Genomic DNA, 22,186 nt, shown 5'->3' with positions numbered 1-22,186 from the left:
ACCCCTGCAGATTTGTCTCAGATCACTGCATCGCGAACTCGACCGTCGACTGCGCCTCGGCGAGGGCGGTGTCGACGTCGGTGCCGCCGATGATCTTGGTGAGAGCGGCGCTCACCGCGTCACGGGCCTCGTAGTAGTAGACGCCCGTGTTGTTGCTCGGCACCTTGGTGCTGAACTCGACGACGTCCTTGTAGATGGCCTGGCCGCCCCAGAACTCCTGCGGCTCGGCGTAGACGTCCGAGTCACCGGCCGGGATCCAGTTGGCGACCGCGCCGGCCTCCGGGAGGATCGTGTCGTAGAGCTCGGTCGAGCCGGCGAAGGTCGACTTCAGGAAGTCCGACGCCAGGTCGAAGTCGCCCGTGGAGCTGATGGCCCACGACGAGCCGCCGTTGGCGGAGTAGTTGGTCGCGCCGGAGACCCCGTCGAGGGCGGGCACATTGGTCAGCCCCCACTTGCCGGACTGGTCCTCCGCGGTCTGGATGGAGCCGACGATCCAGATGCCGTTGACGGTGGAGGCCACCGTCGAGTTGGTCAGCGTGCCGATGTACTCGTCCCACGAGTTGACCTCGACCATGACGCCCGCGTCGACGAGCTCCTTGTACTGCTCGACGGCAGCCTTCAGGGTCGCGTTGTCCGTGATGGTCGGGTTGCCCTCGGCGTCGAACAGGCTCGCGCCGGCGCTCTGGAGCATCATCATGATGGTGTCGGACGAGCCGGCCATACCGGACAGCATCGGCTTGCCCGTCTTCTCCAGGACGTCCTTGCCCTTGGTCAGGAAGTCGGACCAGGTGATGTCGGTGAAGTCGTCGACGGTGTAGCCCGCCTCCTCCAGCACATCGGTGCGCAGCGCGGTGACCGCGGTGCCGGCGTCGAACGGCAGGCCGTACTGCGAACCGTCGACGTTGGAGTACGCCTTCACGCCGTCGGGGAACTCGCTGAAGTCGATGCCGGAGTCATCCAGCGACGCGACGAGGTCGGGGTAGTTCTGCACGTTCTTCTGGAACGCGTTGTTCTGCAGCAGGAAGATGTCGGGTAGCTCGTCCCACGACTGCGCCTGCGCGATCGTGGTCAGCTTGGTCTGCAGGTCATCCCACGGCACCTCGACGATGTCGAGCTTGAAGTCCGCGTGATCCTGCTGGTAGACCTTCTCGGCCTCCTGCATGGCGAAGATGTTGAAGGCGGGGTCCCAGGTCCACACGGTCAGCGTGTTGTCGCCGCCGCCGTCCGAGCTTGCGCCATCGGAGGAGTTGCCGCCACCGCAGGCGGTCAGGGAGAGGGCCAAGATGCCAGCGCTGACCAGCGCTGTCAGCTTCCTGGTGTTTTTCATGTCTGGACGGTCCTTTCATTGGTCCTTGGCGGGAGCGTTCGCACCCCGTAAACACACTTCACGGCACGAGAATCCGGCCCCGGTCGACCGCTTCCACTTCAGGTCCGGCAGCCTCGCCAGTCCCTGCGCCGCAGCCCTCAACCGCGAGGAGCACGACTTGTTTACGTTCCCACAACGTAACACCGGATTCGGGCATGCGCCAGTGCCGTCGGGGTTCCACTGAGTCTCAAATTGATAACGATGCACACAGACAGGGTCTACCTGGACGAGAATGGTCACGTTCACATGGGATTGTCACCGCGGAGTTGCTAGCATCACTGTCATGGATCACGCGCAGCGCGGCGCCCAGCGTCCCAAGTCTCCCTCGATCGGCGATGTCGCACGCCTTGCCGGCGTCTCGGCCCAGACCGTCTCCCGCGTGTCCACCGGGGCTCAGAACGTCCGGCCGGCCACGAGGATGCGCGTCCAGGAGGCGATGAGCAAGCTGGGCTACGTCCCGAACAGGGCCGCGCGGGCGCTCCGCAGTGGTGCGTTCGGCGCGCTGGGGATCATCACGCAGCGCCTGGAGCGCACGGGCGACGCCCTCACGACCGCAGCCGTGGTCTCCTCCGCGCAGGAACGCGGGTACGCCACCACGCTGCTGGAGGTGCGCAATCCCGACTCAGGGGAACTGCGCGACGCAAGCGACCGGCTCTCGCACCTGGCCGTCGACGGCCTCATCATCATCAGGGCGGGTCACGCCACCCACCGTTCGCTGACCCTGCCGCCGGCACTGCCCGTCGCGGTGTCCGACTCCCGCCTGGTGGGCCACTACTCCTCCGTCGTGGCGAACCAGATCGGCGGCACGCAGGAGGCGGTCAGGCACCTCCTGGGGCTGGGGCACAGGACCGTGCACCATATCGCCGGCGCTGCGGACTCCCAGCCGGCCGTCGTCCGCAGCGCCACCTGGCGCCGTTGCCTGAACGAGCATGGGATCGTGCCCCCGGAGCCCCTGCAGGGCGACTGGACCGCCAGGTCCGGCTACCAGGCCGGTCAGCGGTTGGCGGCCGACCCGGACGTGACGGCCGTGTACTGCGCGAACGACGAGATGGCGTTCGGCCTGATGCGCGCCCTGCACGAGGCGGGGCGGCGGGTTCCCGACGATGTCTCGGTCATCGGGTTCGACGGGATCGCGCTCAGCGAGTTCTCCTCCCCCCCACTGACCACCATCCGGCAGGACTTCACCCGCATCGGCACCGAGCTCGTGCGCCTGGTCGCCGAGCAGCTCGACGGGGCGGCAACCGGGACCCCGTCGAGGGTCGTGGTACCCACGGAACTCCTCGTCAGGGGCACAACGGCTCCGCCGGCCCGCTGACCAGGCCTGCCTGTGCACCCCGGGCTCGGCCTGCCACAATGACGAGATGGACGCGTCGACGATCTTCATCCTGGTGGTGGTCGCCGCCCTCGTCGGCGTCCTGGTGTACCTGATCCGACGGAACCGCTACGTCGCGTCCCTGCGCGCCAGGGGCTGGGACTTCGTCGCATCGCCCGGCCTGGACGTCACGCTCGGCCTGAACGTTGCCCCCTTCGGGTTGGGCTTCGACCGGCGCGCCAGCGACCTGGTCTGGGGCACCGCGAGCGACGGGACCGGCTTTCGGGCGTTGCGGTATCGCAGCTCCGCGGCGCGGCCCGACGGTCTCGTCGTCGTGATGGATCTTCCCCGGTCCCTGCGTCCGGACGCCGCCACCGGCATCACTGCCACCCTGTCCGAGGGAGAGGAACTGCACGTCGACCACGACCACCTGGTGCTGGTGGGCGCCCCGGCGGACGCCGCGGGGCTCGACGCCGCCGTGGTCCGGCTGGCCGGGGCCCGGGCACGGCTCCTCGCCTCTCCCGCGGCCTCACTCGACGGCCCTGTTCCGCCGCAATGGCTGAGCTTCCAGGGTCACGGCGACTGGGTGTACAAGCCCCGCGACGACAGCTACCTGAGCACGGTGTCCTGCACGCGGGACGGCTTCTCCCACGAGGCGCGCGACATCATCCTGCGCGCGGACGGCCCGCTGCCCTTCGTCCGGCTGACCCACACCTGGCGGACGAGCCACACGTGGGTCGACTCGGAGGGCAGGTCGCATACCAGGACCGACAACCACTCCGAGGTCGTCGGCGAGTTCATCCCCCAGTTCCCCTTCGCGGACCTGTCGGTCAACTGGGGCATCTTCGGCCGCAGCCAGGAGTTCGAGTGGGCCGAGTTCAACCGACGCGCGCGCATCAACGCTCCCAACGAGCGCTTCGCCTCCGACGTGATCCACCAGCGGATGATGGAGTACCTGCTGAGCTGGGACGCCCCGGCCTTCTCGATCAAGGCCGGCCGCATCCGCTTCGGCGGCCCCTGGGCACCCGAGGACATCGCGGCCATGGACCGGTTCCTCACGGGATTCTTCGCCCGCGTTCCGGATCACGTCTACAAGGACCTGGGCGCGGCCCAGCGTCCCTTCCCGAAGGCGACCGACGCCATCAACCCCTGAGCGCGGCCCCGACGATCCGGCCCGCCTCGGCGCACTCATCCGGCGTCACGTCAAGGTGAGTGACCGCGCGCAGCGCCGCCGGCCCCAGCGTCGTCAGCCGCACGCCGGCCTCGACGAGGCGAGCGGAGGTGGCGGGGGCATCGGCCATCGGCACGATGACGATGTTCGTCTCCACGCCCGCCAGGTCGACGGTGCCCGGCGCCTCCGCGTTGACGGCCTCCGCGAAGGCGCGCGCGGCGGCGTGGTCGTCGGCGATCCGGGCCAGGTTGTGCTCCAGCGCATGGGTGGCAGCGGCGGCGAGAACCCCGGCCTGGCGCCACCCGGCACCCAGCCGCTTGCGCTGCACGCGGGCGCGCGCGATGTCGGCGGCGGCGCCCACCAGCACCGACCCGACGGGCGCGCCGATCCCCTTCGACAGGCAGAGGCTGACGGTGTCGAACAGCGCCCCGTACTCCGCGAACGAGCGGCCGGTTACCGCCGCGGCGTTGGCGAGCCGCGCCCCGTCGAGGTGCAGCTTCACGCCCGCCGCGCGGACCGCCGCGGACAACTCGACCAGCTGGTTGAAGTCCTGGACGGTGCCGCCGCCGAAGTTGTGGGTGTCCTCCACCCCGACGCAGGCGGTCTCGACGAGGAAGGGCCCACAGCCGGTCGCGAGCAACGCGGTCACGTCGGAGGCCCTCAGCCGCCCCCGGTCGGACGCCCAGGTCCGCATGGTGACGCCGTGCAGCGCGCCGTGCGCGCCCATCTCGGCGCGGGCGATGTGCGCCCACTGGTCGCACAGCACCTCCCCGCCGAGCGGGGTGTGCAGCCACACCCCCAGCAGATTGCTCAGCGTGCCGGTGGCGCAGAAGAGCCCCGCCTCCTTGCCGAACAGCGCAGCTACGCGCGCCTCGAGGGCGTTGACCGACGGGTCGTCGCCGTAGACGTCGTCGCCGACCTGGGCGGCCGCCATCGCGGCCAGCATCGCGGCGTCAGGGCGCGTGACGGTGTCGCTGCGCAGGTCGATCACGACGACTCACAGCTCCTTCGCGTCGAACTGCTGCACAGGGTTGACCCTCCTGAGCCGCCCGGAGCGCAGCCGCTTCGCGACAGTGAAGGCCAGCTCGAGCGACTGGTTGCGGTTGAGCCGCGGGTCGCAGACGGTCTCGTAGCGGCTGGCCAGGTCGTCCTCGCTCAGCCGGTTGACGCCGCCGACGCATTCCGTGACGTCGTCGCCAGTCAGCTCGACGTGCAGGCCGCCGGGCCACGTGCCCAGCTGCTCGTGGACATCGAAGAAGCCGTTGACCTCGTCGACGACGTCGGCGAAGGAACGGGTCTTGTAGCCGTTGGCGGCCTCGAACGTGTTGCCGTGCATCGGGTCGCACACCCATGCGACCTTGCGGCCGGTGGCCTCGACGCCCGAGATGACGCCGGGCAGCACGTCGCGGACCTTCCCCGCGCCCATGCGTGCGATGAACGTGATCCGGCCGGGAACCCTGTCGGGATCGAGGCGATCGGCCAGCGCGATCGCCTGTTCCGGCGTCGTCGTGGGACCGAGCTTGATGCCCAACGGGTTGCGCACCCGGCGCAGCAACTCGACGTGCGCGCCGTCCAGCTGGCGGGTCCGCTCGCCGATCCAGAGCATGTGGCCAGAGCAGCCGTAGAGCTCCTGCGAGCGGGAGTCGACGCGGGTCAGCGCGCGCTCGTACTCGAGCAGCAGCGCCTCGTGCGAGGCGTAGAAGTCGACGGTGTCCAGCGAATCATCCTGCACCCCGCAGGCGACCATGAACGCCAGTGCGCGGGAGATCTCGTTGGCGAGGTCCTCGTACTCGGCCTCGACCTCGGAGTCGCGCACGAACGCTGAGTTCCAGCTGTGCACGCCGCGCAGGTCGGCGAAGCCACCCTTGACGAAGGCCCGCACCAGGTTCAGCGTCGCGGCCGAGGACGTGTACACGTCGAGGAGCCGCTTAGGGTTGTGCACCCGGGCCTCGGGCGTGAAGTCGAAGCCGTTGATGGCGTCGCCGCGGTAGGCGGGCAGCGTCACGTCGCCGCGGGTCTCGGTGTCCTTGGAGCGCGGCTTGGCGTACTGACCCGCGATGCGGCCGACCTTGACCACAGGCACCTGCGCCGCGTACGTCATGACAACCGCCATCGACAGCTGCACGAGCAGCTTGCGCTTGATGTTCTCCGCCGTCACGGCCTCGAAGGTCTCGGCGCAGTCGCCGCCCTGCAGGAGGAAGGCCTTGCCGTCTGCGACGTCGGCCAGCTTCAGGCGCAGGTCGTCGCACTCCCCCGCGAACACGAGCGGGGGCAGCTTCTCCAGGGAGTCGATGGTGCGGTCGAGAGCCCGCCGGTCCGGGTAGCTCGGCTGCTGAATGAGTGGCAGCGCGCGCAGTTCTTCCCGGGAAATGATGCTCGACATGGCGCCAAGGGTACTAGAGGAGACACGGGCGCCCGCACGACGGCGGCGCGCTGGACTCCCCCTGGAGTGAACGTCGACGGCTCACGCGTTGGGGTCGTGCAGGCCCTGGTCGATGGCATACAGCGTGAGCTCGACGCGGTTGTGCAGCTGCAGCTTCCGCAGCACGTTCTGCACGTGGTTCTGGACCGTGCGGTGCGACACGAACAGCTCGTCGGCGATCTCCCGGTAGGCCATGCCCTTCGCGACGCGACGCAGCACCTCGACCTCGCGGCTGGTCAGCACCGGCCCCTCCTCGTTGCGGGAGTGGGCCACGTTGACCATCCGGCGGAACTCGCCGAGCACCAGCCCCGCCAGGCCGGGCGTGAACACGGCATCTCCGACCGCGGTGCGCTGCACACCGTCGATCAGCTCCTCCTTGGAGGCGGACTTCACGAGGTACCCCTTGGCGCCGGCCTTCATGGCGCGCAGCACGTCGTCGCGCTCGCCGGAGGCGGACATGACCAGCACGTGCAGGTCGGGGAACTCCCCCAGCAGGATCTCGATGCAGGTCGCGCCGTCGGGCTCGGGGATCTGCAGGTCCATCACGATGATCTCGGGCCTCGCGGCCCGCGCCCGGTCCAGGCACTCGCGGCCGTTCTTGGCGACCGCGACGATCTCGAAGCCGACCTCGGTGAGGTCCTCGCTCAGCGCGTCGATCCACATGGGGTGGTCATCGACGAGCATCACACGCCTGCGCTCTGGCATCAGGCACCACCTTCCATCTCCGGGCCGTCCAACGGAAAGCGTAGCTCCCACTCGGTACCCGCGCCCGGCGACGACTTCAGGATCGCCGAACCGCCCAGCGCAGCCATCCGCCCGACGATGGAGTCGCGGATGCCCAGCCTGCCGTTGTCCGCGGCCTCCTGCGCCTGACCGGCGCTCATGCCGACGCCGTTGTCGCGGACCCAGAGGATCACCTCGTCGTCCAGCTCCTGGTCGAGGAGGATCCATACCTGGGCCCCGGGGCCTGCGTGTCGCTCGACGTTGGTCAGGATCTCGGCAAGGGTCGCCTCGATCTCGTCGACGAGCCGGCGCGGCACCGTGACCAGCGACGCCATGGTGGACACCGTGACCCGGGCTGAGCCGTACTTGTCGAGCGCGGCGGCCAGGTCGACGGTGTCGGCGGCAGCCACCTCGACCTCCCGGTCCTGCAGGTGGCTGCGCAGCTGCGCCTCCGACTCGCGCGCCAGCGCGGCCAGCCGCAGTCCGCGCGGGCCGAGGGAGGCACCCTCGCGCTCCACAAGGGCCAGGACCTGCAGCGCGCCGTCGTGCACGATGCGCGACAGACGCTCCCTCTCGGCCAGCGACGCGGACCGCATACGCTCCTGCTCCTGCTGGATTATCGTGGCGCGGAACTGGTTGATCAGCAGCGCGAGCGCGGCGCTGAGCACGACCATCGCGAACGCCAGGCCCACCCGCTCCCCGACGAACCCGCCGGGGTCGACGAGCATGGCCGCCGCCGTGACGAGCGCGAACCCGACCCCCCAGCGGATGCTGCGGAAGACGGCGGCGTAGGCCGCGCAGCCGCCGGCCCAGTAGCCGGCCAGCGTCAGCACCGACGCCTCCGGCGCGACCTGGGCCGTCGTCAGGATGATCGCGCACGTCACCCCGAGGTCCGCAAGGTGGGTCGACAGCGTCCGCTGCTGCGGTCGGCGCATCCGCCACGAGAGGAACAGCTGCCAGTAGAGCAGGGCGATGGTCGCGGCCGCGACCCCGATCACATTGTCGGAGCGCGGCAGCACGATGGCCAGGTTCACCGCGGCCGCCTGCAGCGCGAGCAGCCCCCTGGCGCCCTCACAGACCACCAGCACCCTGCCGAGCAGGTCGTCCCGGTCACGGAACCACAGCGCCTGCGCCCGCACCCAGGTCAGGGGACGGGTCGTGTCGGCCGGCCGCTGATTCACGACTCCGGGCGGGGCTCGATGACGGGGGCGTCTCCGCCACCTGGACGGGGCAGCACGAAGGCGTCGGCGCCGCCGCCGGCGAGGTCTCCATGCTTCACGCGCGACGCGTACACGTCGACGTACTCCTGACCGGTCAGCTGCTGGATGGCGGCCATGGTCTCGTCTGTCACCCAGCGCAGGGCCTTGCTGTTGTTCGGGCTCTCCGCGTAGTCCGGGAAGTGCAGAGGCCTGCCGATCACCACGACCGGCCGCTTCGCCCAGGGGATGCCGAAGGGGCCCTTGAAGGACTTGGTGCCGCTGACTCCGACGGGGATGACGGGGACGTCGTGGGTGAGCGCCATGCGCGCCATGCCGGTCTTGCCCTTGTACAGCCGGCCGTCCGGGGAACGCGTGCCCTCGGGGTAGATCGCGACGACCCGCCCCTCCTCCAGCACCGCGGTGATCTCACCCAGCGCCGCGGCGCTGGCCCGGCCGCCGCTGCGATCCATCGACACCATGCCGACTGTCTTGAGGAACCAGGCGACGATCTTCTGCCCTATTCCTCCCTTACCGGAGAACAACTCCTTCTTCGCGGGGAACGTGATCTCGCGCGGCATCATGGCCGGCACCACCAGCGAGTCGAGCGCTCCGATGTGGTTGCTGGCAAGGATGGCGCCACCCTCCTTCGGGAAGTTCTCCGCGCCGATCACGATGGTGGAGTAGCCGTACTTCACCAGGGGACGGAAGATCACGAGCTTGAAGAAGGTGTAGGCAGCCGTCATGGCCAGCAGTCTAGTGGCCGTCGCCGTATCCTTCGGCTATGACTCCGCTGCCACCGCTGCCCCGGAACCCCTACCACCCGGTCCTGCCGGATGCCCGTCCGCTGAGAATCGGCGAGGGCAGAATCGGGGTGCTCGTGAGCCACGGATTCACGGGAACGGTCGCCTCCGTGTCGCCGTGGGCCAGGGGAATCGCCGAGCGCGCCGAGGGCTGGCCGGGCGCCCGCGTGATCGCGCCGCGGCTGCCGGGCCACGGCACGCACTGGCACGACCTGGCGAGGACCCGCTGGTGGGACTGGTACTGGGAGCTGGAGGATGCCTACCACGAGCTCGACGCGGCCTGCGATGAGGTCTTCGTGGCCGGGCTGTCGATGGGCGGCGCGCTGGCGCTCCTGCTTGCCTCCCGCGAGCCGGTGGCCGGGGTGCTGCTCGTGAATCCCGCCGTCGCCACCCGCGACAGGCGCATCCCCGCCGCGGCGGCGCTGCACAGGGTACTGCCGTCCCAGCCAGGCATCGCGTCGGACATCGCGCTCGAGGGCGTCGTGGAGCCCGGCTACGACCGGTTCTCGGTGACCACGCTGAAGACCATGACGGACCTGTGGCGCGTGACCAGGGAGGCACTAACGCGGGTGACCGCCCCCGTGCTTCTGATGCGCTCGGCGGGCGACCACGTCGTCGACGACCTGAGCGGGGAGGTGATCCTCCGGCACGTTGCGACGGTGCGCGAGGTGTCGCTGCCGGACAGCTACCACGTCGCGACGCTCGACCACGACGCGCAGCGCATCATCGACGAGTCGCGGGCCTTCATCGCGGCCCGCGCCTGAGTCAGCCGACGACGCGCACCGCGCCGCTGATCGGCATGGAGCGGAGGCCCGCCACCGTCACACCGGAGCGGGGGTTGGCGGCGTGCACGATCCTGCCGCCGCCGATGTACATGCCGACGTGGCTGATGGGGCTGTAGTAGAAGACCAGGTCGCCTGGCTTCAGGTCGGAGATCGAGACCCGGGATCCGGCCCCGCTGTACTGCGCGCCGGAGGAGCGGGGCAGGCTGATGCCGGCCTGGCTGTAGGCCCAGTACATGAGGCCGGAGCAGTCGAAGGACGACGGTCCGGTCGAGCCGAAGACATAGCTGCTGCCCACCTTCGACAGCGCGGCGCTGACGGCGCTGGACGCGCGGCCGGAGCCGGCGGCGGTGCTGGTCGAGTCGCTGGAGCTGGACGACGAGGCTGTCTCGCTGCGGTCCTCGCCGCGGCTGGCGCTGGCAGAGCGGGCCGCGGAGGCCTCGGCGGCAGCGGTGGCCGCAGCCTCCTCCTCGGCCTGCAGGTCGGCGAGGCGCTGCTGCTCCTCTGCGGAGAGCCTGTCGTAGATGGCCTGCGCCTCGGCCTCCTTCTCGTCATAGTCGGCCTTCAGCGACTCCTTGGCCTTGGCCTGCTTGTCGGCCTCGGCCTTGGTGTCCGCGGCCTCCGTGCGGAGGGTCTCGAGCTTGGCCTGCTCCAGCTGGAGCTGCTGGACGCCGGCCGAGGAACGGTCGACCTCGGCCTGCATGGCGGACAGGCCGGAGAGGAAGTTGGCGGAGTCGCTCGTGGTGAGAAGCTGCGCTGCGAGCGAGACCGAGTCGTTGCCCATCTGCAGAGCCGCCGCGTCGCCCAACTCGGTGATGCCGGCGTCGACCTTGGCCTCCTGGGCCTTGAGGTCCGCCTTCAGGGTCTTGAGCTTCGCGGTGGCCTTGTCCGCGGCGTCGAACGCCTCGATGATCTGCTGATCCAGCGCCGAGGACTCCTGCTGGATGCGGGCGAGCTCGGACTTCGCCTCAGCCACCGCATCGGGGTCGGCGTTCGCCGAGAGGGTTCCGGTGACCATGCACGCAGCGGCGACGACGCCCACGAGGGCGGTGCGGATTCGCTTCACAGATACTCCAGACGAGGGGGACCAGTCTGAGAAAACCTTAGAGGCGTCTTAAGGATTTCTCAAGTTGCGCGGCGGGTTGTCCACAGGCGGTCGCCTGCCCCTTCCGCGGAAGTGTCGGAGCCCGTCGGTAACGTCTGGCCCATGACGTCCACCGTGCCCATCCAGCCGTCCTTCGACGACCTCGGCGTCCCGCTGTCGGAGGTGACCTTCGTCGTGGTGGACCTCGAGACCACCGGGAGCACGGCCGAGAGCGAGATCACGGAGATCGGCGCCGTCAAGGTGCGCGGCGGCGACGTCATCGGCGAGTTCCAGACGCTCGTGCGCCCCGTCTCCCCCATCCCGCCGATGATCCAGGTCCTCACCGGCATCACCACCCAACTCGTCGCATCCGCGCCCCCGATCGACGTCGCGCTGCCGTCCTTCGACCAGTTCTCCGCGGGTGCGGTGCTCGTCGCCCACAACGCCCGGTTCGACGTGGGCTTCCTGAGGCGCGGCTACGAGCAGCTCGGGCTGGCGTGGCGCGGGCCGGCCGTGGTCGACACCGTCGCGCTGGCGCGCACCGCACTGCTGCGCGACGAGGTGCCCAACTGCAAGCTGGGCACGCTGGCCCGCTACTTCCGTTCGACCACCGAGCCGAACCACCGGGCGCTCAGCGACGCCCGCGCCACAGTCGACGTGCTGCACGGGCTCCTCGAGCGGGTCGGGAACCTGGGCGTGGCGACGCTCGAGGACCTCACAGAATTCGCCGTGAAGGTGTCACCCGACCGTCGCGCGAAGCGGGTCTGGGCCGCCGCTGTACCGGAGGCTGCGGGCGTCTACTCCTTCTACGCGGACTCCACCGACGCCGACGGCCACCGGCGCCGCGAGGTCCTCTATGTCGGCAAGTCGAACAACCTGCGCCGACGGGTGCGCTCCTACTTCACCGCCTCGGAGACGCGCGGCCGCATCCACGAGATGGTCCGGGTCGCGACCGGGGTGGACGTCGTGACCTGCGCGACGGACCTGGAGGCCGAGGTCCGTGAGCTGCGGATGATCGAGTCCCAGGCGCCCCGCTACAACCGGCGATCGAAGAACCAACGCAAGCTCGTGTGGTTGAGGCTGACCGACGAGGCCTTCCCCCGCCTGTCGATCGTCACACGGGTCCCGGAAGGGGCCACGGTCTTCGGACCGTTCCGGAACCGGGAGGGCGCCGAGGAGGCGGCCCTGACGCTGTACGACGCCTTCAAGGTCCGCCGCTGCAGCACCCGCCTGTCGGCCAGGAAACCGACTGCGTCCTGCGCGCTCGCCGAGATGGGCCGCTGCGTCGCCCCCTGTGAACTGGGTGAGGGTGCCGACAGCTACGGCGAGGTCGCCGAGGCCCTGCGCGAGAGCTGGACCTCGGACGTGCGCCCCGTGCTGCGGAGCGTCCGGGGCCGCCTGCGCCGCCTCGTGGAGCAGGAACGCTACGAGGAGGCCGGCGTCATCGCCGGCCGGCTGAGCGGCTACTACCGTGCCTCGCTGCGCCACCACCGGCTGCGCTCGCTCGCCGCAGTCCCGCAGCTCATCGCGGCCGTGGAGTCACCGCGCGGCTGGGACATCCACGTCATCCGCTACGGCAGACTCGCGGCGGCCACCGCGGCCCCGTCCGCCCTGGCGCGCAGCGCAGCGGAGGAGGCCGCCGCGTCCGCCGAGACGGTGCTGCGGCCCGCCGGCGGCCTGCCCGCGGGCAGCGTCGAGGAGGCTGAGCGGATCGCCGCCTGGCTCGAGCAGCCGGGGGTCCGGCTCATCGAGACCGACGGGGACTGGCTCTGGCCGGTGCACGCCGGCGTCGCGGAGGGGGCGCTCGCTCTGGAGCTGCTGGGGCCGGAGCTCGCCCGCACGCCCCCGCTGCCCGGACATGACGACGCCCGCCCCGCGGAGCGGGACGGGCGGTCGCGGTACGTCAGGCCAGCGTGACGGAGGTGATCACGACGGGCTCGACGGGGCGGTCCATGCGGTCGACCGGCGTCGCGGCGATCGCGTCCACGACGGCCTGCGAGGTCTCGTCCGTGACGGCACCGAAGATGGTGTGGCGACGGTTGAGGTGCGGGGTCGGCGCGACGGTGATGAAGAACTGCGAGCCGTTGGTGCCGGGCCCGGCGTTCGCCATCGCGAGAAGGTAGGGCTTGTTGAAGCTCAGCTCGGGGTGGAACTCGTCGGCGAAGGTGTAGCCGGGTCCGCCGCGGCCGTCGCCCCGCGGGTCTCCGCCCTGGATCATGAAGCCGTCGATGACGCGGTGGAACGTCAGGCCGTCGTAGAACCTGCCGGTGGTGGGCTCACCCGTCTGGAAGTCCACGAACTCCTTGGTGCCGTCGGCCAGGCCGACGAAGTTCGCGACAGTCTGGGGGGCGTGGTCATTGAACAGCTCGATGACGATGTCACCGCGGTTGGTGTGCAGCGTGGCAGTGCTCACTGTGTCTGCGTCCTTTCGAATGGATACGCCCCCAGTCTTGCAGACCGCCCCAACGCGGCGCCCTGTTCCACGTTCCCCCCTTGCCGAGGACTGGGAAGCCGGTAGCGTGGGAGGTGCTCGATCACGAGCCACAACATTTGGGAGGAACTTGTGAACACCTCACAAGAACTGAAGAAGGCCGCCGTGGAGACCGCCTCCGCCGCCGCCGAGTACTCGACCGCCGCACTGAAAGACGGCCTGGATCGCGCCCAGGCACTGCTGAACGAGGCCCAGAAGCAGGCGGGGCCCGTCCTCAAGGACGCGAGGGTCCGCACCGCCGAATTCGCCTCCAAGCGCCTCGAGGACCTCGAGCCGCACCTCAAGGACGCGCTCGACCGCGTGCCGCCGGCCGTCGAGGCTGCCAAGGACAAGGTGACGGACGACCTGCTCCCCAGGCTGCAGGACGTCCTGCACCAGGCGGCCGAGCACCCGGCCGTCGCCGAGGCCACCAGGCGCGGCACCGCAGCCGTCCAGGCCCTCTCCGGCGAGCTTGAGCCCGTCAAGAAGAAGAGCAGGGTCCGCTCCGTCGTCAAGTTCCTCGCCATCGGCGCCGCCGTCGCCGGTGCCGTGGCGGCCCTGCGGCACTTCCTCTCCCCCAAGGACGACGGGTGGACGGCCCACGAGCCGAGCAAGGCATACGTCAACAACAACGACACCTTCTCGAACGCGGCCAAGTTCGCCTCCGACATCGAGACGCCCACCGAGGCCGAGCCCGAGGCCGACGACATCGTCGTGACCGAGGCGGAGGCCGAGGAGCACAACGACATGACGGCGGAGGGCGCGCCCGCCCCCGAGGCCGACTTCGAGGTCGTCGACGGCTACGGCGAGGGCTCCTACGTGGGCGACGAGCCACCGGCCGAGTTCATCATCAAGGGCAACGAGCGGTCGAAGAAGTACCACCTCCCAGGCACGGGTGGCTACGAGCGCACGATCGCCGAGGTCTGGTTCAACTCGGAGGAGGCGGCACAGCAGGCCGGCTTCACGAAGGCGCAGCGCTGACGCGCCGCTGAATCAGCGCAGAGCGACCCGCAGGTCGTCGGCCCAGGTACCTGGGCCGACGACCTGCACGTCTGTCAGCCCCTGCCAGCCGGCGGCCGAGGCGAGCACGGGTGCGAGCCGCCGGGCAAGCTCGAACCGCCTGTCGTGCGATGCGGGCTCGACGTGGGCGTGCTGCACCAGCAGGACGCCCGCCTTCCGGTCGCTCTTGAGGTCGAGGCGGCCGACCAGGTCGTCGTCGACCAGGACGGGCAGCACGTAGTAGCCGTGCTCGCGCTGCGCCGCGGGGGTGTAGATGGAGATCCGGTAGTGGAAGCCGAAGATCCGCATCGCCCGTGGCCGGTACCAGACGAGCGGGTCGAAGGGGCTGAGCACGGTTGCGGCCGTCACCGACCGCGGGATCCGGGTGCCGGCGGCCAGCCAGGCGGGCCTCCCCCAGCCTTCGACCTCGACCGGCTCCAGCTCGCCGGAGGCCTCGAGCGCGTCTACGGCGGCGCGCACGGACGGGCCCTTGACGCGCGGGTGGTCGGCCAGGTCGTCCAGCGTCGCGACCCCGTAGCCCCGGGCGGCGCGGCGCACGAGCTCCCTCAGCGCCTCATCCCGCGGCACGGCGGCGCGGGCGGCCGCGGGCAGTACCTCGTCGGCGAGCGCGAGGACGCGCTCGAACCTGTCCCGGCCGACGGTGACCAGCTCGCCGTGGCGGAACAGCCACTCCGCGGCGATCCGCACCGTGTTGTGGTTCCACCAGCCCCCGCCGAGGCGCACGTTGTCCTCGTGCTCCAGCTCGCTGACCTTCAACGCCCCGCGCTGCCGGAACTCGGCCTGCACCTCGTCGATCAACGCGGCGTGCTCCGTCGCCCACTTTCGGTAGCCGTCGCGGACGGGGGCGTGGCGTCGCCAGGCCCACAGGGGCCAGTCGGCGACGGGGAGCACCGCGGCCTCGTGCGCGGTGTACTCGGTGAAGGCGCCGAGGCTGCGCCCGTGGTCGTGGTGGAGCAGCCGGTCGAGGGTCCGCCTGTCGTACGCGCCGAGCCGTGAGAACAGCGGCAGATAGTGGCTGCGCTCGAACACGTTGACCGAGTCCAGCTGGAGCACCGAGAGGTGTCCGATGGCCCGCGACAGGGTGGCCGGGCCGGGGCGCGAGGGGTGCGGCGCGTCGAGCCGCTGGGCGTGGATGGCGATCCGGCGGGCCTGGGACGCGCTGATCCTGCGTGGCATCGCCCCAGCCTATCGATAGTCTCGCGCGCATGATCGTGGCGACGCAGCTGGTGGTGACGCTCGTCGCCGCGCTCTCCTGGTCGCTGCTGGTCCCCCGCATCCGCGTCGACGACGATGCCGCACCCCGCTTCGAGGAGCTGGTCACGCCCGGGTCGATCGCCGCCGTGGGGATCGTCGGCGCGGCGCTCTCCCAGATCCTGTGGCTCGTGCCGCCGCCGCACTGGTGGCTGTGGGCGCCGTATCTCGGCCTCGGCCTGCCGCTGGTGGCCGTCGATGCCATGACCACGTGGCTGCCCCGGCGCCTGCACCGGGTCGTGGCCGGGGCCATGGCTCTCGGGCTCGCGGCTCTGGCGGCCGCGTCGTGGCGGGAGGCGCTGGCCGCCCTCGGAGGCGCGGCGGCAGCCTACGCGCTGTTCTGGACCCTGTGGCGGCTGCTGCCGGGGCTGGGCTTCGGCGACGTCCGGCTCGCCGCGCTGGTCGGGGCCGTCGGCACGCTCGGCGGGCCGATGGCCTGGGCGACGGCGCTGCTGGCCGGCACGCTCCTCGGCGCGGCGCACGGGATCGTGCATGCCGCGTGGGCGGCCCGCGGGCCCGGCAGGCCCCGGCACTTCGCCTACGGGCCGGCCCTGTGGCTCGGCCCGTTCGCGGCCGCGCTGCTCAGCGGTTGGTGACCTCGACCCACTTCTCCAGCGTGGCCTGAGCGTGGCCCTCGTCGATCGAGCGCTGCGCGTCCGCCAGCGGGCCCTGCAGCTGGTCGAGCAGCGGCTCGACGGTGGAGATGCCGCGGTAGGCGAGCAGCGCCGCCGCAGCGTTCAGCGAGACGATGTCGCGGACTGCCCCGGGCTTCCCGGCGACCACGTCGCGCGCCACCTGCGCGTTGTGCCCGGCGTCACCGCCGGTGAGCGCGACAGGGGCGGACGGCTGGAGACCGAGCTCCATCGGGTCGAGGGTGGTGCGGTGCACGCGCCCTTCGGCGATCAGCCACACGTCGGACGGCGAGGTGGTGGTCAGCTCGTCGAGGCCGTCGAAGCCGCGGAACACCATGCCCCGCGTGCCGCGCTCGGCGAGCACGCGCGCCACGACGGGCGCGATGTCGTCGTTCGCGACGCCCAGCGCCATGGCGCGGGGGCGGGCCGGGTTGGCCAGCGGGCCGAGGAAGTTGAACGTGGTCTGGATGCCCAGCTGCCTGCGCACGGCCGCGACGTTCTTCATGGCCGGGTGGTAGAGCTGCGCGAACAGGAACACGATGCCGACCTCGTCGAGGACCTCCGGCTGGCGCGCGGGGTCGAGGTCGATCTTCACGCCGAGCGCCTCGAGGGTGTCGGCGGTGCCGGCCATGGAGGAGGCGGCGCGGGCGCCGTGCTTGACGACCTTCGCCCCAGCGCCGGCCGCGACGATCGCGGCCATGGTGGAGATGTTGACGGTGTTGGCCCGGTCGCCGCCCGTGCCGACGATGTCGACGGCGTCGGGGTCCAGCGCGATGGGCGCGGCGTTGGCGAGCATCGCCCCGGCGAGCCCGGCGATCTCGTCCTCGGACTCGCCCTTGGCGCGCAGGGCCGTCAGGAGGGCCGCGACCTGCACCTCGGAGGCGCGGCCCGCGAAGATCTCATTGAGCGCCCACGTCGCGGCGGAGGCCTCGAGGCCCTCGCGGCGGACCAGCCCGGTGAGAATGTCGGGCCAGGTGTAGCCGGACATCAGGCCTTCGCCTCGGCCCGCCCTGCGCGGATGAGGTTCGCGACCTGTTCGGGCAGCGTGACGGGGTCGACGGGGAACGGAGCGACCGCCTCGGCGCGGGACCAGGACGCCAGCCAGGCGTCGGCCTCGCGCGTCACCAGCAGCAGGATCGGTGCGCTGTCGGCGTACTCCTCCTTGATCTGGTGGGCGATGCCGAAGCCGCCGGAGGGCTGCGCGTTGCCGTCCAGGATGAGGACCGCGTACTCGTTGCCGGCGTCGAGGGTGCGGAGCAGCGCGCCCTGTGTCGCGACCTCGAACACCTCGATCTCCGGCAGGTCGGAGGCGACGCGCCGACCAAGCGTGAGGCGGACCTGTTCGCGGACCGTGCGGTCGTCGGAGAACAGGAGCACCTGCACCGGATCGTTGCTCATGTGGATCATCCTTCGTCTTCGAGAGTCTGCCCCTCATCGTAGCCACGTCGCGGCGGGGCGGCGCGGCCGCCTGGCTCCGAAAGCGCGACGCACTGTCCCTACACTGCTGGCCCGCATTATGGCAAACCGCGCGCGGGTGACTCGGCCGGGGTCAGTTAACTTTCGCGTCCACGTGACCATGAGGCCTTTTTCCCGCAATAATGACGTCGTGGCCACCAGACATGAGACTCTCAGCGCACCATCGCCTCTGCCGACAGGGGCGCTCCATCCGATCCCCTCTGCACGCCTGAACAGGCCAGCCGGCCGACCCGATCCGGTCGCCGTCGGGGTCATCGTGTGGCTCGCCAGCGAACTCATGTTCTTCGCCGCGGTGTTCGCCGCCTACTTCTGGACGCGTGACATCACCACCGCCGCGGCCGTCGAGGCCGGCACCCAGTCGCTGTGGGACGCCAACACGATCCACCTGGACGTCACGTTCGCGAGCATCAACACCGCGATCCTGGTTCTGAGCTCGGTGACGTGCCAGCTGGCCGCCAACGCTGCCGAGCACGGCCGGGTCAGCGGATCCTGGTTCAACCCGCTGCGGTGGGGCATGCGCGAGGGCTTCATCGTGACCGCCATCCTCGGCTCCGTGTTCCTGTCCGGGCAGGTGTGGGAGTACTTCACCCTCTTCAACGAGGGCTTCACCATCCAGACCAACCAGTACTGGTCGCTGTTCTTCCTCGCCACGGGATTCCACGGCCTCCACGTGCTGGGCGGGGTCGTCGCCATGTGGTTCGTGCTGACCCGCTCATTCATGACGCGCACCCACACCCACGAGCAGACCGTTGGCGCCCACGTCGTGTCCTACTACTGGCACTTCGTCGACGTCATCTGGATCCTGCTGTTCGGCGTCCTCTACTTCCTCCGCTAGACCGAGCAACAGGAGAATCTCGAAGTGAAGTTCCTCACGTCTCTTCGGCGGCGATCCGCCGCCCGACCCGTGCTGCTGCTCCTGACGCTCGTCGTGCTCGCGCTCAGCTACTCGGTGGTGAGCCCCCAGCGTTCATCCGCCGAGACCGAGACGACCCAACAGGTCGAGCAGGGCAAGGCGATCTTCGACCAGAACTGCTCGTCGTGCCACGGCCTGAACGGCGAGGGCACCACCGCAGGGCCCACGCTGATCGGCGTCGGCGCCGCCTCCGTCGACTTCCAGATGGGCACCGGCCGCATGCCCGCTGCCCGCGGCGAGGCGCAGATCCCGGCCCGCGAGGTGCAGTTCACCGAGGACCAGATCGAGTCGGTGGCCGCCTACGTCGCGTCGCTGGGCGCCGGACCCGCCATCCCGGAGGAGTCGCAGTACACGGCCGACCTCTCCGAGGAGGACATCGCCCGTGGCGGAGCGCTCTTCCGCGCCAACTGCTCGGCCTGCCACGGCATCACCGGCGGCGGCGGTGCCATGCCGGAGGGCAAGTACGCCCCCTCGCTGCGCGACACCAGCGCCGTGCACATCTACGAGGCCATGCGCACCGGACCGCAGATGATGCCGACCTTCTCGAAGGATGTGATGACCGACGAGTCGGTGACCGAGATCATCGCCTACCTCGAAGAGGTCAACTCCCAGCCGAACTACGGTGGCCTCACCATGGGTGACGCCGGCCCCGTGTCCGAGGGCTTCTGGATCTTCGTCATCGGCATCGGCGGCCTCGCCATCGTTGCCACCTGGATCGCCAAGAAGGGGGCCCGCGCCCGATGAGCGACAACCTGCCAGTCAAGGATCCCGATCTCGGTCACGTCGTCCCGGATCCCGGCATCGAGGAGCACGTCGAGCGCTTCGCGGACGTCGACCGGGGGGCGGGCAACCGCGCCTACCGCGCGATCCTGATCATGCTCGGCCTGGTGCCGGTGCTGGCCATCGCGTTCGTGGTGATCTACTTCGTCGTCCCGAAGACCATGTACATCGACTTCGGCTGGCTGCACGCGAGCGCCCTGAACGTCGGCCTCGGCACCACCGCAGGCCTCGCGGTCCTGCTGATCGGCATCGCCGTCATCCAGTGGGCCCGCGTCATCATGGGCGACGAGGAGATGGCCGAGGAGCGCCACACCGCGGCCTCCTCCGAGGAGGACCGCGCGGCCACCATCGCCAAGTGGAACGACGGCGTGGAGCAGTCGGGCGTCAAGCGCCGCCCGCTGCTGCTCGGGGCGCTCGGCGGCGCTGTCGGCTTCGCCGTGATCCCCGGCGTCCTGCTGTTCGCGGACATGGGCCCCTGGCCGACGAAGAAGGTCCGCGCGGAGACGATCGAGAAGACCATCTGGGCCGAGGACATCGTCCTGGTGAACGACGAGAACTGGGTCCCGCTGCGCCCGGAGCACCTCGAGATCGGCCAGCTGGTCAATGCCCAGCCCGCCAACCTGCTCGACCTGCACGGCACCGAGTTGCAGCAGCAGAAGGCCAAGGCCGCGATCATCGTCGTGCGCATGGACCCGGCGTCGATCAGGATCCCCGAGTCACGCAAGGACTGGCAGGTCTCCGGCATCCTCGCCTACTCGAAGATCTGCACGCACGTCGGCTGCCCCATCTCCCTGTGGGAGCGGCAGACCCACCACCTGCTCTGCCCCTGCCACCAGTCGACGTTCGACCTCGGCAACAGCGGCACGGTCGTGTTCGGCCCCGCCGCCCGGGCGCTGCCCCAGCTCCCCATCCGCGTCAACGAGGAGGGCTACCTCGTCGCGCAGAGCGACTTCACGGTCCCCGTCGGGCCGAGCTACTTCGAGCGTGACTCCCGCAACGACTTCCAGGATGGAGACGAGTAATGGCAAAGCCAACGAGCGTCGTCGACTCGTCGCCGTCCGTCGAGGCGACCGAGGCGCCCGCCGTCCACAAGGGCGGCTTCACCGGCCCGCTGAGGTGGGCCGACGAGCGGATCGGCGTCGCGAAGATCGGCAAGGCCGGGCTTCGCAAGATCTTCCCCGACCACTGGTCCTTCCTGTTGGGCGAGATCGCGCTGTACTCGTTCATCATCCTGCTCATCACGGGCGTGTTCCTGACCATCTGGTTCAAGCCGTCCATGGCGGAGATCGAGTACGACGGGTCCTACCAGCTGCTCAAGGGCATGCCGGTCTCCGAGGCCTTCGCGTCGACGCTGCACATCTCGTTCGACGTACGCGGCGGCCTGCTCGTGCGCCAGATCCACCACTGGGCGGCCCTGCTGTTCGTGGCGGCGGCGTTCGTGCACATGCTGCGCGTGTTCTTCACGGGCGCCTTCCGCAAGCCCCGCGAGGTGAACTGGCTGATCGGCGTCGGCCTGATGTCGATGTCCCTGATCGCGGGATTCGCCGGCTACTCGCTGCCCGACGACCTACTGTCCGGCACGGGCCTGAGATTCGTCGACGGCCTGATCCGGTCCATCCCCATCATCGGCACGTGGGCGGAGTTCTTCGTCTTCGGGGGCGAGTACCCTGGCGACCTGGTCATCCCCCGCCTGTACATGGTGCACATCCTGCTGGTCCCCGGCCTGCTGCTCGGCCTCGTCGCCGCGCACCTCGTGCTGGTCGTCTACCACAAGCACTCGCAGTACCCCGGCCCGGGACGCACCGAGAACAACGTGGTCGGCTACCCGCTGTTCCCCGTCTACGCGGCCAAGGCCGGCGGCTTCTTCTTCGTGGTGTTCGGCTTCCTGGTGCTGATGGGCGGACTGTTCCAGATCAACCCCGTGTGGACCTATGGTCCCTACGACCCGGCGAAGGTCACCGCAGGATCGCAGCCCGACTGGTATATGGGATGGGTCGAGGGCGCGATCCGCATCGTGCCGAACATCGAGTCCCACTGGGGGCCCACCACCTGGTCGTGGGCCATCTTCCTGCCCGGCGTCGGCCTCATGGGCCTGCTGTTCGGCGCGCTCGCGGTGTGGCCCTTCATCGAGGCCTGGATCACGGGCGACAAGCGCGAGCACCACATCCTGGACCGGCCCCGCAACGCCCCGACGCGCACTGCGCTGGGCGTCGCCGGCATGACGTGCTATGCGATGTTCTGGCTGTCGGGCGGCAATGACATCCTCGCCACCCGCTTCCACCTCAGCCTGAACGCCATCACGATCTTCATGCGCATCGCCGTGTTCGTGGCCCCGATCATCGCGTTCATCATCACGCGACGGATCTGCCTGTCCCTGCAGCGCGCCGACCGTGAGCGCACGCTGCACGGCTCGGAGGACGGCGTCATCGTCCGCTCCCCCGCGGGCGGCTACGGCGAGGGCCACGTCCCCGTCCCTGTCGATGAGCAGTTCACCCTGACGCAGCACGTGCAGCACACCCCGCTCGAGGCCGGACCGACGACGGACGGATCCGGGGTCGCGAGGAAGGCCGAGGTCGGCGGGTTCCGCGCCCGTGTGTCGCGTTGGTTCCTCGGCCACGACATCGCCAAACCGACCACGGCCGAACTCGACGCCGCCGCGCACCACGGTGACCACAGCGAACTCGAGGGCGACGACGACGAGGGCCCCAAAGCGCTGCACTGAGAACATCTCAGGTGTGTCATACTCTTGACCCGTGCGTTTTCTGGATCAGCGACCCTCGTACGA

At 70.1% G+C, this 22,186-nt stretch carries 21 protein-coding genes; 10 read left to right on the top strand and 11 right to left on the bottom strand.

Features of this window, described 5'->3' with window-relative positions:
- Positions 1 to 22: 22 nt before the first annotated feature.
- Positions 23 to 1,327 carry an ABC transporter substrate-binding protein gene (locus QH948_RS04505; protein WP_281145687.1) on the bottom strand — a complete coding sequence of 435 codons (1,305 nt, stop codon included), beginning with the start codon at positions 1,325 to 1,327 and terminating at the stop codon, positions 23 to 25.
- 322 nt (positions 1,328 to 1,649) lie between these two features.
- Here QH948_RS04505 and QH948_RS04500 point away from each other — a divergent pair, with 322 nt between their 5' ends.
- Both QH948_RS04500 and QH948_RS04495 read left to right on the top strand, forming a co-directional pair.
- Positions 1,650 to 2,681, top strand: a complete 1,032-nt coding sequence (locus QH948_RS04500) for a LacI family DNA-binding transcriptional regulator (RefSeq protein ID WP_281145686.1) — start codon at positions 1,650 to 1,652, stop codon at positions 2,679 to 2,681.
- A 46-nt stretch (positions 2,682 to 2,727) separates the two neighbouring features.
- Positions 2,728 to 3,831 (top strand): hypothetical protein, encoded by a 1,104-nt coding sequence (locus QH948_RS04495; protein WP_281145685.1) that lies wholly within the window; start codon positions 2,728 to 2,730, stop codon positions 3,829 to 3,831.
- Here the strand turns inward: QH948_RS04495 and QH948_RS04490 are convergent.
- From QH948_RS04490 to QH948_RS04470, 5 genes are all read right to left on the bottom strand, one after another.
- On the bottom strand, positions 3,821 to 4,840 hold the full coding sequence (locus tag QH948_RS04490) for a threonine aldolase family protein (protein ID WP_281145684.1): 1,020 nt from the start codon (positions 4,838 to 4,840) through the stop codon (positions 3,821 to 3,823). The genes QH948_RS04495 and QH948_RS04490 overlap by 11 nt on opposite strands.
- Before the next feature lie 6 nt (positions 4,841 to 4,846).
- On the bottom strand, positions 4,847 to 6,232 hold the full coding sequence (locus tag QH948_RS04485) for a class II 3-deoxy-7-phosphoheptulonate synthase (RefSeq protein WP_281145683.1): 1,386 nt from the start codon (positions 6,230 to 6,232) through the stop codon (positions 4,847 to 4,849).
- Positions 6,233 to 6,313: 81 nt separating this feature from the next.
- Entirely contained in the window at positions 6,314 to 6,976 is a 663-nt protein-coding gene (locus QH948_RS04480; RefSeq protein WP_219080568.1) for a response regulator, read from the bottom strand.
- Positions 6,976 to 8,175 carry a sensor histidine kinase gene (locus QH948_RS04475; RefSeq protein WP_281145682.1) on the bottom strand — a complete coding sequence of 400 codons (1,200 nt, stop codon included), beginning with the start codon at positions 8,173 to 8,175 and terminating at the stop codon, positions 6,976 to 6,978. The genes QH948_RS04480 and QH948_RS04475 overlap by 1 nt, the downstream gene beginning before the upstream one ends.
- Positions 8,172 to 8,936: a lysophospholipid acyltransferase family protein gene (locus QH948_RS04470; RefSeq protein ID WP_281145681.1), complete on the bottom strand. Its 765-nt coding sequence runs from the start codon at positions 8,934 to 8,936 to the stop codon at positions 8,172 to 8,174. The genes QH948_RS04475 and QH948_RS04470 overlap by 4 nt, the downstream gene beginning before the upstream one ends.
- A 38-nt stretch (positions 8,937 to 8,974) precedes the next feature.
- On the opposite strand from QH948_RS04470, the gene QH948_RS04465 reads away from it, so the two are divergent.
- Complete coding sequence (locus tag QH948_RS04465) at positions 8,975 to 9,757, top strand: alpha/beta hydrolase (RefSeq protein WP_281145680.1); 783 nt, start codon at positions 8,975 to 8,977, stop codon at positions 9,755 to 9,757.
- A 1-nt stretch (position 9,758) separates the two neighbouring features.
- Here the strand turns inward: QH948_RS04465 and QH948_RS04460 are convergent, their stop codons facing one another.
- Positions 9,759 to 10,841: a C40 family peptidase gene (locus QH948_RS04460; protein WP_281145679.1), complete on the bottom strand. Its 1,083-nt coding sequence runs from the start codon at positions 10,839 to 10,841 to the stop codon at positions 9,759 to 9,761.
- Between the two features lie 141 nt (positions 10,842 to 10,982).
- Here QH948_RS04460 and QH948_RS04455 point away from each other — a divergent pair, with 141 nt between their 5' ends.
- The gene (locus tag QH948_RS04455) at positions 10,983 to 12,776 is read left to right on the top strand and encodes a DEDD exonuclease domain-containing protein (RefSeq protein ID WP_281145678.1); all 1,794 of its coding nucleotides are present in this window, start codon (positions 10,983 to 10,985) and stop codon (positions 12,774 to 12,776) included.
- Here the strand turns inward: QH948_RS04455 and QH948_RS04450 are convergent.
- Positions 12,763 to 13,272, bottom strand: coding sequence for a peptidylprolyl isomerase (locus QH948_RS04450; RefSeq protein WP_281145677.1), 510 nt, complete (start codon positions 13,270 to 13,272; stop codon positions 12,763 to 12,765). The two genes, QH948_RS04455 and QH948_RS04450, sit on opposite strands and share 14 nt — an antisense overlap.
- 150 nt (positions 13,273 to 13,422) lie before the next feature.
- Between QH948_RS04450 and QH948_RS14080 the strand changes: the two genes are divergently transcribed.
- Positions 13,423 to 14,310, top strand: a complete 888-nt coding sequence (locus tag QH948_RS14080; protein WP_348634943.1) for a sunset domain-containing protein — start codon at positions 13,423 to 13,425, stop codon at positions 14,308 to 14,310.
- Between the two features lie 12 nt (positions 14,311 to 14,322).
- On the opposite strand, the gene QH948_RS04440 is transcribed toward QH948_RS14080, so the two are convergent.
- A complete protein-coding gene (locus tag QH948_RS04440) occupies positions 14,323 to 15,525 on the bottom strand; it encodes a winged helix-turn-helix domain-containing protein (protein ID WP_281145676.1) in 1,203 nt (400 codons plus the stop codon).
- A 29-nt stretch (positions 15,526 to 15,554) separates the two neighbouring features.
- Here QH948_RS04440 and QH948_RS04435 point away from each other — a divergent pair, with 29 nt between their 5' ends.
- Positions 15,555 to 16,196, top strand: coding sequence for a prepilin peptidase (locus QH948_RS04435; protein ID WP_281145675.1), 642 nt, complete (start codon positions 15,555 to 15,557; stop codon positions 16,194 to 16,196).
- Here the strand turns inward: QH948_RS04435 and trpD are convergent.
- Positions 16,183 to 17,220 (bottom strand): anthranilate phosphoribosyltransferase, encoded by a 1,038-nt coding sequence (trpD, locus tag QH948_RS04430; RefSeq protein WP_281145674.1) that lies wholly within the window; start codon positions 17,218 to 17,220, stop codon positions 16,183 to 16,185. The genes QH948_RS04435 and trpD overlap by 14 nt on opposite strands.
- On the bottom strand, positions 17,220 to 17,630 hold the full coding sequence (locus tag QH948_RS04425) for a response regulator (RefSeq protein ID WP_219080590.1): 411 nt from the start codon (positions 17,628 to 17,630) through the stop codon (positions 17,220 to 17,222). The genes trpD and QH948_RS04425 overlap by 1 nt, the downstream gene beginning before the upstream one ends.
- 208 nt (positions 17,631 to 17,838) lie before the next feature.
- Here QH948_RS04425 and ctaE point away from each other — a divergent pair, with 208 nt between their 5' ends.
- Genes ctaE through qcrB form a run of 4 tightly spaced genes read left to right on the top strand, consistent with a single transcriptional unit; the run spans position 17,839 to position 22,123 of the window.
- Entirely contained in the window at positions 17,839 to 18,543 is a 705-nt protein-coding gene (ctaE, locus tag QH948_RS04420; protein ID WP_438874122.1) for an aa3-type cytochrome oxidase subunit III, read from the top strand.
- 24 nt (positions 18,544 to 18,567) lie between these two features.
- Entirely contained in the window at positions 18,568 to 19,365 is a 798-nt protein-coding gene (gene qcrC, locus QH948_RS04415) for a cytochrome bc1 complex diheme cytochrome c subunit (protein WP_281145673.1), read from the top strand.
- Entirely contained in the window at positions 19,362 to 20,423 is a 1,062-nt protein-coding gene (gene qcrA, locus QH948_RS04410; protein ID WP_438874121.1) for a cytochrome bc1 complex Rieske iron-sulfur subunit, read from the top strand. Before qcrC ends, qcrA begins: the two co-directional genes overlap by 4 nt.
- On the top strand, positions 20,423 to 22,123 hold the full coding sequence (qcrB, locus tag QH948_RS04405) for a cytochrome bc1 complex cytochrome b subunit (protein ID WP_281145672.1): 1,701 nt from the start codon (positions 20,423 to 20,425) through the stop codon (positions 22,121 to 22,123). Before qcrA ends, qcrB begins: the two co-directional genes overlap by 1 nt.
- Positions 22,124 to 22,186 lie beyond the last annotated feature (63 nt).

This window comes from Tessaracoccus lacteus (assembly GCF_029917005.1).
GTDB classification, from domain to species: Bacteria; Actinomycetota; Actinomycetes; order Propionibacteriales; family Propionibacteriaceae; genus Arachnia; species Arachnia lactea.
This window is presented reverse-complemented; position numbering and strand designations above follow the sequence as displayed.